Source organism: Streptomyces sp. T12, assembly GCF_028736035.1.
In the GTDB taxonomy this organism is placed as follows: Bacteria; Actinomycetota; Actinomycetes; order Streptomycetales; family Streptomycetaceae; genus Streptomyces.
On record NZ_CP117866.1, the window covers coordinates 3,127,817 to 3,141,043 of the forward strand.

The following is a 13,227-nucleotide window of genomic DNA, read 5'->3' on the forward strand; positions in this document are numbered from 1 at the left end:
GCTGCCGGTTGCTGGGGTTGCCGAGTCGCTCACGACCGTCTACGGGCGCCGACTCCCGCTATACAGGCGACCGATTCGGCTGGGCCACTTCAGGACTTTCGACAGATCATGGGTCTTCATGCTGTTTCTTGACGAGAACGGCAGCTCGCTGGTGGCGTGCACCGGCGTCCGGTGAACCCAACCGGACAGGGCACAACCAGACACCTGCTAACTCGCACAGCCAACGCTTTCCAATTTCATCTCGAGGGCGGGGAGGGGCGAGGGCGTCCTGACCTGGGTGAATGACACCAAAACTGAGACCAGGGATCTGTCGCGGGCTACGCCGGACCGAGTGGTGATAGAGCCTTGCACGTCCAGGTCGTCGGCCCCGATGCATTCCAGTCATGCTGCATCAGCGGGGCAAGGGATGACAGCACTCCCTGCACACTGCGCCTGAAACCACGTATGACACACCCACAGGGCAGGGCGCGGATGAACTCGTTTGCCTTCTGAGTGGCGGGTACAAGCCAACCTTCATAACTGGCATGGCCTCGCCATGATCCGCTGTATAACGTTCAACTCGTTGATCTTGCGACCAGTGCAAGAAGACCGAATCAACGAGGGGGATAAAAGTGCTGATGAAGAAGCTGGCCGTCGGCGCCATAACGGGTGTCGTCGTCATGACGGGAACGAGTGCCTACGCCTTCGGGTCCAAGAGCACGCAGTTGTCGAACGGCGTCCTGAGCGTCGCCGCCGACGACGGGTGTCAGGTGAGCGGCAACTGCTCCCTGTTCTACTCGGCCACGACGTACAAGAAGACAGGTGGCAGCAAGGTGACAGTCCAGCTCGCTCTGGACACGTCAAACGAGCTCTTCAAGGACTCGGCGAAGTCAGTCTCCAAGGGCCAGACGGTGAAGCACAACTGGGGAGGCCTGAGGAAGTCCAGGGTCCAGGACTGCAGCGTCGTCGGCTACATGGAGGCCGATACCGGCCAGTACTACACCCCGCCCGTCAGCGTCTGTTAGCCGACCGTGATGATGCCTGGGGCGCATGACCAGCGCCCCAGGCATCGTGTCTTGAAGGCCATTCCTCGTGATTGAAGCGTCCATCGCGGCCGTACCCGGCCTGATCGTCTCCTTCCTGATTCTCGCTGTCGTGCTCGCGCTGCCCACGGCGCTGGTGGCAAAGGCCCGCAACAAGCCCTGGCCTTTGAGAACGGCCTTCGCCGTCTACCTGGCCGGCATCCTCGCGGTGACGCTGCTCCCCGGCGACGCCGGCCTTGAGTCGTGGCAGTGCGACACCGGAGCACCCACGCATCTGTTGACCTCGGCCAGTTCCCTGCTGAACATCGCCCTCTTCGCACCGGCTGCGTTCCTGGCCGTCCAACTGTTCAGGCGCCCGATCACCGTCGCGGCAGGGGGCGGGTGCGTGAGCGCGATGGTAGAGCTGACGCAATCGGGGGCCAGCATCGGCCGTTCGTGCAGCGTCAGCGATCTCGCGGCGAACACGGCAGGGGCCTTAGTCGGTGTTCTGGCCGGAGCCGTTTGGCTCTACCGGCGGCGCGTGCCTCCACGCCGACCCATGCGCGACCTCGTCTGGGGCGCCGTCCTTGCTGTTGTCGGCGCAATGGCGGTGACGGCAATCTTCGACAGCCGCATCACCCCCGTGGACCTCGTCGCCCAGGACGACCGCAGACGCAGCCTTGCCGAGTCCTCCGACCAGGCCGAGGAGTGGATCGCTGCCGCGGCCAAGGGCATTTACGGCAGCGACACCGAGGTCACGGGATCCGTTACGCAGAAGAGCGGAGACCGGCTGAAGATCACCGCAGAGACGAACCGCGGCAGCATTTCAGGCTGGTGGCCCGACAAGGATCTGGTCGGTGCGTGGTCGTCGAACACGCGTGGCGACGAAGGACCCCTCAGCGAAACCGAAGTCGCGAAGGCAGCCGACAAGTTCGCGCGTCAGTGGTTTCCGAAGAGTGTCGCCGGAAGCAAGCAGAAGATCCGCTCCATCGGAGACGGCCCCACCCGGGCCTACACCGTGCTCTACCGGCGTTATGCGGATGGTGTGATGATGCCGATGCGCCTCGACCTCACCATCACCACCACCGCACGGGTCATCGGATTCTCCGCCACGCCGTCGGACGATCCTGCCCTGCCGCGGGTAACTGTCGGTGAGGCCAAGGCAAGGGACCTGGCACACAACGAGACCGGCCTGCCGACCGACAAGTCCGTCCTCCTCGCCCAACGGGTCGCAGGTACCTGGCGGCCAGTCTGGATCGTCGGAAGCGGCAGACAAGACATCACCATCGACGCCGCCAACGGCAGGATCGTTCCCAGCGCACCGTCACCCTGACCCGGATCGAGTCCTCTCGGGGTCGCACGCGCGGGTGCGGGGGCCGCTGGAGGACGACTTGCATTGCCGCAGCGCCCGCCGCCAACGACGTGCTTCTCGCCCATGTGAGTCTCCCTAGCGGCTCGAAGTCGACTCACAGGCCAGTGACGGCCGACCCGGTGAGCGATTGGGCAAGACTCTCCGTTGTGAATGAGGGGCGCGAAGGTGATCGCGCGGGCGGCGTAGGAAGGGGATAGGCGGCTGAGGGGAACGCGACCGTGCGTCTGGCCCCAGGCTGACGGTCTCGGATGAAGATCGTCGGATAGGGGGCCGTTCTCGTAGCCCAGAAACCACGAGGCTCCGAACACACTGCGGTTCGGAGCATCGTTTCGCCTGGTCAGCCGTGGCGGAGGATACGAGATTCGAACTTGTGAGGGGTTGCCCCCAACACGCTTTCCAACTGTCCGCGTGGCCGTACGGGGGCGTTCGTAGGGGTTCAGTCGGCAGGTCAGAGGGGGCGCATGTACGGCAGCGAACGGTGGCAGTCGTCAGCGCACTGGACAAAACCAGGACAACTAGCGGCTCGCAGGCAAGACTGAGCCGGCAGATTTGCAGCGGGCTCCATCCACCTCAACCTGCATGTTAGCTTCCGCCTGCCGTCGGCGGGGGCACCTGGGGAATGCGCTTCGTCGTGGCCCTGAATCTCCACCAGTCGCCTGCATCGATCCGGTGCTGACGTTTCCGGCCGGAGTGTCGAGAACGAGGCTGTCGGGTTCCGCCCGCACCCCAGCGCGACGGGGTACGCACGCTGCTGGCCCTCGCCAAACCCGCTGGAGCCTCATGTTGAGCTTCACTGCACCAGGAATCAGCTCGATCCTGGCGTGCCCAAAAACTGGAACCCGCACCCTGGCAACCCACAGGCAGTGCATAATCCGTCCATGAAGTTTGACCTCTACCAACCGGGCCCGCGTCAGTTCGAGAACCTCGTTCAATCCATCGCCGTTGCGGAACTCGGGCCGCACGTTTCAGTATTTGGGGCGGGGCCAGACGGTGGGAGGGAAGCTACATTCGACAGCCTCAAAGTGTCGCCAACCGGCGCGACAGCGTGGGAGGGCTATGGAATTCTCCAGGTGAAGCACAAGGAGACGCCCGCCTCTCCCGCAGACGAAGCAAAGTGGTTGATCTCGGAAATCCGTAAAGAGTTCAAGGAATGGCGCGAGTCGTCAAAACGCAGGCCCAAACCGAAATACGTCATCTTTGCATCAAACGTTTCACTCTCTGCGGTACCCGGAACGGGTGGATTCGATCGAGTGCAGGAGGTAATGCAGGAAGAGTGTGGCAGACTAAACGTCGAAGATTGGATAATTTGGCACGCGGAGAATGTTAATAGATTTCTTGAGATTCATGATGGAATCCGCAAGTCGTACGCGGCATGGATTCTCCCTGGCGACATTCTGGCTTCCATCTATGAAGAACAAGAAAAGCGCAAGCGTGAAGTCGTGTCCGCCATCAAGTCGTTTTTGTCGAGAGAAATCCTTCGGGAGAGGTTTGCAAATTTGGATCAGGCTGGCTCTGCGGACGACCGGACAATTCCTCTAGCGGACGTTTTTGTCGATCTCCCTATCAGCCTCTCGGACGGCTTTCAAGCCAACGAAGAGGCTAAATGTCTGGAAACACTGATTGCGGTGTGCGACACTGTTAATCGCCCGGACGAAAGGGGCAGCGAAAACCTGATTCACCAATCTAATAGGTTTGTTCTAGTTGGCGGCCCAGGGCAAGGCAAAAGCACTGTAAGTCAGCTTATGTGTCAGCTCTATCGCGCCCATCTGGTTAGAGAGACGGAACTGTACGCGCGAAACACAGAGTTGCGGGCTGCCGTGAATAGAATCACGGCTCTGGCGAGCCGTGAATCACTTTCCCCGCGCGCTCGTCGATGGCCATTTAAGATTCCCCTAACTAGTCTGGCGGACGGGATCGCCAAGGGAAGCTTTAGAAGCATTCTTGAATACGTCTCCCAAAGGATATCCGCGGTAAGTGCCGTCAACGTTGAGGCAAGTGATCTGCGGGAATGGCTAGCCGATTTCCCATGGCTGCTCATCCTTGACGGTCTGGATGAGGTGCCAGGATCGAGCAACCGAGACGACGTGCTTAACTGCATCAACGACTTTTTGCTTGACGCCGACGAGGTGAATGCAGATCTAGTTGTTGTGGCCACTACTCGGCCGCAAGGATATGCGGACGAGTTCTCTCCGAAGCACTACCGGCACTATTCTCTGCTGCCACTTGACCAAGAAAACGCTCTTACGTACGGGCAGAAGCTGGCTCAAGCCAGATACGGTTCGGCTGCCGATGACAAGGTGCAGCGGTTGATGGACCGTCTAGAGCAGGCAGCCGCAGAAGACTCAACAGCGCATTTGATGACAACACCTCTCCAGGTCACCATCATGGCTGTGTTGCTCGACAGAATGGGGAAGGCTCCAAAAGATAGATACACCCTCTTCGCTGACTATTATCGAGTCATTTATGAGCGCGAGCTAGAAAAAGAGGGGCCGTCCAGTAACCTGCTGCGAGACAGGCGAACCGATATCAACGCAATTCACGCTGATATCGGGTTGCTCCTACAGACCAAGAGCGAAAGGAGCGGCGACACAGCATCACGTCTTACAATTGCAGAGCTCAATGTGATTATCGCTGCCCGACTCGAGGGCGAAGGATTCAAAGGCGACGCGCTAAAATCATTGACAGCGTCGATCAGCCGAGCTGCGACCGATCGTCTTGTCTTCCTCGTACCATCACGTATTGATGAGGTGAGTTTTGAGATTCGGTCGCTACAGGAGTTCTGGGCCGCCCATGCAATCATGAACTGCCGTGAGGCCGAAATCCCGGAACGCCTTAGGGCAATGTCGGTGAGCGCCCATTGGCGCAATGTGCTGCTCTTCGCGCTCGGTAACATTTTCGAGAATCGGAAGCCGTTGCGCGACGCGGTCATTACTCTTGTTGCCGAACTCAATTCCGCCTCGACCCAGTATGGCAACCTGCAACGTCGCGTCCTAACCGGTTCTCGCCTGGCTGTCGAGATCCTCAGAGACGGCATGGTGCGAGCGCCCCGTTACGAGTCTATGCTGCTGGAAGAGGCACTTAAGGTTCTCCAGCTTCCGCCTTGTATCCACGTCTCCCTTCTGGCCGCATCAATCAGCCCCGACGGAATGGAGATAGCTCGGGACTTCTTGCAGTCAGAGTTGCCCAAAGATGGCATTCCTGGTGCATCTGTTCTCATTTTTCTTGGTGTCCGTGCTGCTCATGAAGATCGCTGGGCCACTGACGTGCTCCGTACCATCTACAGAAAGAGCAGCTCGGAAGATCGCCAGGAGCTTATGGCTACTGCAAGCGATTCCGAGAACTTGACGCTCACTTCGTGGGCCATGCCAAGCATGACTGATCCAGGTAATACGATTCGTGCCGCTCGATCGATGCGATTGACATCGACGCACAGGCGCACGACGAATCCCAAGCGGGTTCGACGCGATCTGCCTTCCCCGCTCGGACCCTTCGCCTTCCCAGAGTGGGCATCTCCCATTTCCCAAACTCTTTTTGGTCCGTCGACTGCTCGTCCGGCATATAGGTTGAAGTTCGATACTCCACGGCTAAGCATGCAGATCATGGTCAACCAATGCCATACGGCTAATCCCCGGATCCGGGATGCGATTGATTCAGGCTTTCCGAGGGAGCACTGGCTCTCTAAGATCTATCTATTTTCGATTAATCCGAACAAGAATACCTTGGCTGACGTCGTACGCATTGAGGGGCCTGATCTAGATGAGTACGAAGCTTGTGCACATCGTTTCCCTTGGATCATCCTGTATGCCCTTCGGGTTCGTGAAGAGTTCGGCGATGAAGCGGCTCAGATGATCGAGTCCGGATACCTTGGAGACCTTGAGGACTGGAACGCAGTTGAAGACTCCTGGGATACTGAAGACTTTAACACGCTAGCTGAATCAAACTTTAGATCGTGGCGAGAGAATGGAGAGCCTTTCTTTCCCTTCGCGGCGTCAAACTTCTCCATTATGACCCACGAGCCTGGTGCCTGGGATTCGAGCGACATCTATCTGCTGGTCGACATTATGGAGACCATCGAGGACCAGCACCCGCGTTGGAGAATGGCAAACCTGATATTTAACGTGCCGACACGACATAGCGCTCGCCACTCCAAATTTGCCATGCCTAAGCCGTTGTTCGAGAGGATTCTCAGCTCTATCTCCGGTAAGCCTATTTACTTGGCCTGGTTGGATGAACTAGAAATCGACGAAAGTTGGGTCGACGCCCTAAACGCTCTCGGCGTAAACGTACGGCCTGGGTACGCCTGGAGCCCGCGGCTACCGGACTTCGTGGTAAACAACTGGGTCCGAGACTTTAGTCAGGTGGGTCTCGGCCGCATCACCATGTCGATGGGTGGCTTTACGCCCGCTCACCGCCGGAACGCCGTCCTCATGAAAGCTGAGTGGGAAAGGACTAAGTCTGATACTGGCGTAGATCTCATCAGGAAATTCTTAGTTGCTCTGGCTGTTGTGGCCTCAGAACCGCCTCACGAACGGGATGATAGAGATCTGCTGCTAAAGGTCCTAACTCAAGGGATTTTGGCAAAAGAACTCTCACTTCATCATGTATTCGGCCTGATGAAAAACGGAGACGAGCCAAGCGACTACACCTTCCTTGTTGAGCTCTTTGACTCGACTAGGCATTTGTTGAGCCCAGACGAACTTCGTTTTGTGTACGAGTATCTCCTGAGCTACCAATCGAGGCAGTGGACGGAGATTTCTTTTCACGAGATGCGTCCACTCTCATGAAGAAGGAGGCTGCCTAGGCGATTCCACTCATCGCGTAGTGGCCTTGTGGCGGCAGTCGCGGAGAATCTTCTAGGCCTTGCTAGCGAGTGAAGGCGTGCTCAAGACGGGCACGAGCCTGGAGGTTGGAGTGTTGTGTTTCTCCTTCTAGGCAGGCAGTTCGCTCAGGCAGTGCGGGATGACCAGGCCGGCCAGTAGCCGCCGTCAGCGATCATGGCGGTGTGGCCGACGGCGTCCTTCGACCCAGACAATGCCCATGCCTTGCAATCGTTGCGGGTTGCCGGGCACCGGCCGACCGACCCTGGTGGTTGGTGGAGTAGCGGTAGGCCTTGCGCCGACATGGGAAGCTGGACTAAGCCCACCAAGCCCTAAGAAGAGAGGGAGCGTGCCGCAGGCTCAAGTCCATCGGTAACGAGAAGCTTGTCGTCGACATGCTCGTCGGTGATTTGCAGCGGGTGGCCGAGTACCCGAAGCTCGGCTTCGCTGTCGAGCAGGACGTACCGACGGATGCGTATGGCCCATATGAGTGACTTGTGCATGCCAGCTTCGACGGCGACTTGCCGCTCTCTGATGGCGGTTCAGCCCCGAAGCTCCTTGACCATGACCGCGAGCAGCGGAGCGTCGGCGAACGGCCGTTGCTCGCCGACCCTCACGTATCCCCACGACCCGTACAGCGCCTGAACCTTGGGGTGCGTGACATCGACCAGGAGTACGGCGAGGTCTTCGGTCCGTTCCTTCAACAGCGCTTCGTGGAGGCGTTCGGAGGTGCCTTGCTTACGCCACCGGGGGCGCACCATCAGCTCGGATACCGCGTAGGTGGAGGTGTAGCCGTTGTTCGGTTCGTAGTCGGTGGAGCGCCACCACTCGCGGCCGGCTGTGAGCGGGGCGCCGTAAGCGAAGCCGGTCGGCTCGTCTCCGTCGTACGCCACGACGCACGTGAAGTCGTCCATGCCCGACCAGTGGTCGACGAACCAGGGGAAGCGCTGGTTGAACGGATCGTCCATGGCGTCGGCATAGGCGTCGTCGTGAACGTCGATGAGCATCTGCCGGAAGCCCGCGGGGAGGTTTCCGTGCTGGAAGTGACGCAGGTCGATCACGTTCAGCTCCATTCGGCTCGTAGGCGATCCGCCCAGTCTCGTGCGTAAGTGGTGGAGGGGGCCATGACGAACAGGTCTCTGTGGAAGTCCCCGATGAGTGTGCGCATGCGGCCGGGAAGAGGATCGCCATCCATGATGGTGAAGACGTTGGCGGCGGTGGCCGTGGCCTGTTCGGCGTCTCCCTGATGGAGTTGGGCGAGGGCGAGTTGGGCAGTCGCCAGCGCCCTGTTTCGGCGGAAGACGGACGGGATCTGTGCGAGGGCGCGGTGTGCCATGGCTTCGGCGTGGGCGTGACGTCCGCTGCGACCATTGATGATGGCGCCGAGGTGGTCGAGTTCGGCTGGGCCGTAGAAGGCCGTCCATCGGGGACGCTGGCGCTCACAAGCCTTGGCGAAGGCGTCCTGTGCGGATCCGAGAGAGCGAAGCGCGTCGCGGCTGTCGCCGAGCGCGGCGTAGGCGAGGGCGACGCGGACCCGTCCCAACGAGTCGAAGAACGGGTCCCTGCGCGCTTCTTGCGTGGCTTGGGCGGCCTGGGCAGCCGCGAGGGCATCAGGCCAGTTGCGGCGTTGAGAGGCGAGAATCGACACGGTGACCCACACTCGCATCGCTGTGGGGCCGTCCTGCGAGAGTCCGGCGTACGTCGTGGATTCGTTCAGGTGTCTCTGCGCTTGATCGAGGTTGCGTACGTCGATGCAGGACCAGGCCGCAATGGCGGTGTACTCGGCGGCCAGCGCGTACAGGGCCCGGCGGACGCGCTCTCCGGCGTTGCGCTGCTGCAGCTCCAGTACGCCGTCACGGCCCTTGAGGGCGTCCCGCTCCAGTTGTGTGTGCCCGCCTTGCCGGTCATCGGCCTCAACGAGTGCGTTCATCGCGGCGGCGGCCCGGGCCACGTCGGACATGCCGACCGCGCGCCGCTGTACCACGAAGGGAACAGCGGAAGCCGCTGTCCCGGTGGCCGAGGCGATGAAGGCGCGGCGCCGCACGGGACCCTCCTGCGGATGCTGCATGGTGCGTGGTGCTCTGAACCCTAAGTCCTCGACGGGGCAGCCGAACACCCGCTCCAGCGCCGCGCATGTACGGCCGATGGGGCGGCGGGACGTTCCGTTGAGCAGGTTGCGGACGGTGCGGGCGGAGACGTCGCCGGGCCTGCCGGTGATCTCTGCCAGCGCAGTGTTCATCCGACCAGCCAATTCATCCTGAGTGAGCCCGAGTTCATCCATCCGGCTCTTGAGGATGGCGTTCGCTCCCATGCCACTGACCGTAGACCGGCGATCACCGACCGAACCAGACCCCAGGTCACGGGAACGCAAAGTCTTCCGGGTTGGGGCGACCAGCGCGGGCACGACTTTTCCTGTTCCTCACGGGCCACAGGCCGTTGACTCGGTAGCAGCCGGTCGAGGTCCTGATTCCCCTTTCCTCGACGGCTTGGAGGAGAGCCCGCCCCGGCGCCACCCCGTCGCGGGGGCGGGCGTCCACCCCCGGAGGGATGTTCCTGTGACCATGACCGCAGCCCGACCTACTGCGACCGGCACCCCCGGTTACACCGAGACGATGCCGTGCGAGCCGGAGTCCGCTCGCCTGGCACGCATGCTCGTCTCGGCCGCCCTGAGCACCTGGGGCATAGGCGAGTTGGCTGAGGCCGGGGTGCAGATCGTGGCCGAGCTGGTCAACAACGCCATCGACCACACCCGGTGCCGGAACGTCCGTGTCCTGGTCACGCGTCCCAGCCAGGGCGTGGTGCGTATCGGCGTCGCCGACACCTGCGCGGACGGCCCTGAGCTGGGCGGCCCCGACGACGACGCCGAGGAGGGGCGCGGTCTGCTCCTTGTCGAGGCCCTCAGCTGGAGATGGGGATACGACCGGAAGCGCTGGGGCAAGGTCGTGTGGGCCGAGCTGGAAGTGCCGGCCAAGTGCTGAAACCTCGCGTGCTCTTACGGCTGGTGCCCGCTGACGAGTTGGCGGACGATCCCAGCCCGGAAGCGTGCGTGGAACTCATCATCCTCGCCCCCCTCCGCTCGACGAGTGACCCCGACACCGCGACATTCGCCGAGCCCTTGCGCATCACCCCTGCGGAACTCCTCAGGCTGCACATGGAGTCGGCTCATGCACTCGGGGAAATCCGAGCCGAAGCCACGTGGGCGGAGATCGAGTATCAGCGGCGTCTCAACCGGTGGCATGAGGACGGCCGAGTCGCGGTCGATTCCATGGAGCCGGAGGTAGCACTCCTTGCGCGCGTGCTTGAGGCACTGCGTCGGCAAGCTCTCGCTCCGGTCTGACCCGGTTCCAAGGGGCGACCGGCGCTCCACGACTTCCGCTTGGCGACTCGATGTCCGAGGCGCTGGGCGGACGAACAAGGCAGTCAGAAGCTCAGATCTTTCCTGGAGAAAGGAAGACCGTGTTCAACTACATGGACCGATTCCCCACCGGCAGCCCGCTGCCACAGGGACACCTGACCGCCGCTCCTTGGGGCCTGCGCCGCATCGCCCCATACCCGCCCGTAGCGGCGCCGGACTACGTGACGGTGGAACTGGACCCGGCGACGCAGACCGCCCGGTACCTGGACGCGTCCGGAGCGCCCACCATGTCTCCGGGGCACGGCACATCGTCCGGTACCAATCCGTCAACCGGTACCACGGGCCAGGGCGACCGCAACAGCGACTCCCCGGACAGCGACACGGGGAACGACACCGACCAGTGAATCCAGTGACGAACGACGATCGTCCGGTTCTGGTCGTCACGAACCTTGACGACCCGACCGCGGACATTGTGATCAGCGAGCTGCACGACCGGGGTGTCCCGGTCGTGCGGTTCGACTCCGGTGACTTCCCGGCCGCCCTGTCGTGCTCCGCCTCCATCGGCGACACCGACAGGTGGCGAGGAAGCGTGCAGACCCCGAGCCGGCGTGCCGACCTGGGCGCCGTGAGGTCCATGTACTACCGGCGCCCCTCTGGGTTCGCCTTCCCCTACCTCGACAGGCAGGAAGAGCGGTTCGCCATCGCGCACGCGCGCTACGGGCTGGGTGGCATCCTCACCTCGCTGCCCGGCTGCCTGTACGTAAATCACCCCAACCGCATCGGTGACGCCGAGTACAAACCGGCCGGGCTCGCAACCGCGGCGGCGGCCGGCTTCACTCTGCCGCCCACGCTGATCACCAATGTGCCTGACGACGCGCGGGCGTTCATCAAGGATCACGGCCCGGCCATCTTCAAACCCATCTCGGTCCCGCTCTACCTGGTCGACGGCAAGGCCCAGACAGTTCCCGTAACTGAGGTGACCGCCGACGAGATCGACGACGCGGTGGCCGGCACCATGCACCTGTTCCAGAAGTGCGTGGAAAAGATCGCGGACGTCCGGGTGACGGTCATCGGCGAGCAGGTCTTCGCGGTGCGAATCGACTCCGGCCTCCTAGACTGGCGCACCGACTACGGCACCCACACATACACGCCCGTCACCCGCCGCCCGAGGTGGAGCGCGCCATGCGTGCCTACCTGAAGCACTTCGGGCTTGTCTTCGGGGCATTCGACTTCGCCTTGACCGACTCCGGCGAGTGGGTCTTCATCGAGTGCAATCCTTCGGGGCAGTGGGCATGGATGGAGCCGCCGACCGGGCTGCCCATGACCGCGGCACTCGCCGATCTCCTGGAAGGAGGACTCCGTGGCCAGTGAGCCTGATGCCGAGACAACGGCAGCCGACCTCCGACGGCAACTGGCAGCCGGACTGGAGAAGGACGGCTGGCTGCGCTCGCCGGAGTGGCGGTCCGCCGTTGAGGCCGTGCCCCGCCACGTGTTCATCCCGCGCTTCTACCGCGAGAACGACGGCCCCGGTGTCACCACCTGGGAGCCGGTCACCGAGGCGAGCGTCGGCCAGGACGAGTGGCTCCGGCTCATCTACTCCGACGAGACTTGGATGACCCAGTTCGACGGCCGGGACATCGACTGGGCCGATCCGAAGCCGATCAGCAACGCGGTCCCGACCTCATCGTCCACTCTGCCGAGTCTCGTGGTCCGGATGCTCGAAGACCTGGACGTGCACGCCGGCATGAACGTGCTGGAGATCGGGACAGGTACCGGCTACTCGACGGCACTCATGTGCCACCGGCTCGGCAGCAAGGCCGTGACCTCGATCGAGACGGACGAAGGGGTGGCACGGCGAGCCCGCGAGGCTCTCGCGAGGTCCGGCTATACCCCTGACCTGGTGGTGGAGGACGGCCGCGTCGGCCACCTCGACGGAGCCCCCTACGACCGGCTGATCGCCACGTGCGGCTTCCGCAACATCCCCCCTGCCTGGCTGGATCAAGTGCCGCCCGGCGGCGTCATCCTCACCACCCTGCGCGGCTGGATGCGCTCCCTCGGCCTGGTCAAGCTCATCGTCACCGGCGCCAGCGCGAGCGGCTGGTTCAGCGAGGACGAACCGAGCTTCATGATCGCCCGCCAGCAGGACGCGCCGGAGAGCCTCGGCACGGTGCCGGGCCCCGACGATGGCACGAAGCGGAAGGTCACGTACGGGCCAGAAGTCCTCACCAGCTCGGGGCCCGGCTTCATGGCACAGCTCGCGGCGCCAGATGCCCGCTTCTTCTCCATGCCGGTCGACGGCGGACCGGTGAGCACGTTCGTGCTCGACAGCCGCACTGATTCGTTCGCCGTCCTCGCTCCCACGGACAGCGGCTGGAAGGTCCGCCAGGGCGGCCCGCGCCGCCTCTGGGATGCGGTCGAGTCGGCGGTGGCCACCTGGGAGGAGTACGGCTCACCGAGCACCGCCGCGTTCGGGGTGACGGCCTCCCGCGATGCGCAGGTGGTATGGCTCGGGAACCCGAACGGGCCTCAATGGCCGCTTCCCGCCTCGTGATCAACGCTGCCGAGCGTGATGCTCCTGCGCAGGCGGTACGGCTGGGTGCTCTGGCGCATGGCGGGCATTGGCTGCCTGCGCTCTCGGTCCCGGCGCGTGGCGTTCGCCAAGGCGGCGGACGCGCCGAGTAA

9 protein-coding genes and 2 pseudogenes are annotated in these 13,227 nt (G+C 62.6%); 9 read left to right on the forward strand and 2 right to left on the reverse strand.

From position 1 onward, the window contains the following. Positions 1-617: 617 nt before the first annotated feature. The 4 genes and pseudogenes from PBV52_RS13940 to PBV52_RS13960 form a co-directional block, all read left to right on the forward strand. Positions 618-1,004 (forward strand): hypothetical protein, encoded by a 387-nt coding sequence (locus PBV52_RS13940; protein ID WP_274238671.1) that lies wholly within the window; start codon positions 618-620, stop codon positions 1,002-1,004. A gap of 67 nt (positions 1,005-1,071) precedes the next feature. Next, positions 1,072-2,334: a VanZ family protein gene (locus PBV52_RS13945; protein WP_274238672.1), complete on the forward strand. Its 1,263-nt coding sequence runs from the start codon at positions 1,072-1,074 to the stop codon at positions 2,332-2,334. A gap of 917 nt (positions 2,335-3,251) precedes the next feature. Further along, the gene (locus PBV52_RS13950) at positions 3,252-7,157 is read left to right on the forward strand and encodes an NACHT domain-containing NTPase (protein WP_274238673.1); all 3,906 of its coding nucleotides are present in this window, start codon (positions 3,252-3,254) and stop codon (positions 7,155-7,157) included. A 392-nt stretch (positions 7,158-7,549) separates the two neighbouring features. Further along, positions 7,550-7,684: pseudogene (locus PBV52_RS13960) on the forward strand (YdcF family protein); the annotation flags it as partial. 48 nt (positions 7,685-7,732) lie between these two features. Here PBV52_RS13960 and PBV52_RS13965 read toward each other — a convergent pair. Together PBV52_RS13965 and PBV52_RS13970 are read right to left on the reverse strand one after the other, a co-directional pair. Then, the gene (locus tag PBV52_RS13965) at positions 7,733-8,263 is read right to left on the reverse strand and encodes a GNAT family N-acetyltransferase (protein ID WP_274238674.1); all 531 of its coding nucleotides are present in this window, start codon (positions 8,261-8,263) and stop codon (positions 7,733-7,735) included. Further along, positions 8,254-9,594, reverse strand: coding sequence for a helix-turn-helix transcriptional regulator (locus PBV52_RS13970; RefSeq protein ID WP_306801426.1), 1,341 nt, complete (start codon positions 9,592-9,594; stop codon positions 8,254-8,256). Before PBV52_RS13970 ends, PBV52_RS13965 begins: the two co-directional genes overlap by 10 nt. Positions 9,595-9,751: 157 nt before the next feature. Here PBV52_RS13970 and PBV52_RS13975 point away from each other — a divergent pair, with 157 nt between their 5' ends. From PBV52_RS13975 to tgmC, 5 genes and pseudogenes are all read left to right on the forward strand, one after another. Next, on the forward strand, positions 9,752-10,168 hold the full coding sequence (locus tag PBV52_RS13975; RefSeq protein ID WP_274238675.1) for an ATP-binding protein: 417 nt from the start codon (positions 9,752-9,754) through the stop codon (positions 10,166-10,168). Positions 10,169-10,236: 68 nt separating this feature from the next. Beyond that, entirely contained in the window at positions 10,237-10,527 is a 291-nt protein-coding gene (locus tag PBV52_RS13980; RefSeq protein WP_274238676.1) for a hypothetical protein, read from the forward strand. Positions 10,528-10,646: 119 nt separating this feature from the next. Next, positions 10,647-10,949 carry a putative ATP-grasp-modified RiPP gene (gene tgmA, locus PBV52_RS13985; protein WP_129800003.1) on the forward strand — a complete coding sequence of 101 codons (303 nt, stop codon included), beginning with the start codon at positions 10,647-10,649 and terminating at the stop codon, positions 10,947-10,949. Between the two features lie 5 nt (positions 10,950-10,954). After that, positions 10,955-11,916, forward strand: a pseudogene (tgmB, locus tag PBV52_RS13990) (ATP-grasp ribosomal peptide maturase). Then, entirely contained in the window at positions 11,906-13,096 is a 1,191-nt protein-coding gene (gene tgmC / locus PBV52_RS13995) for an ATP-grasp peptide maturase system methyltransferase (protein ID WP_274238677.1), read from the forward strand. Before tgmB ends, tgmC begins: the two are co-directional and overlap by 11 nt. Positions 13,097-13,227 lie beyond the last annotated feature (131 nt).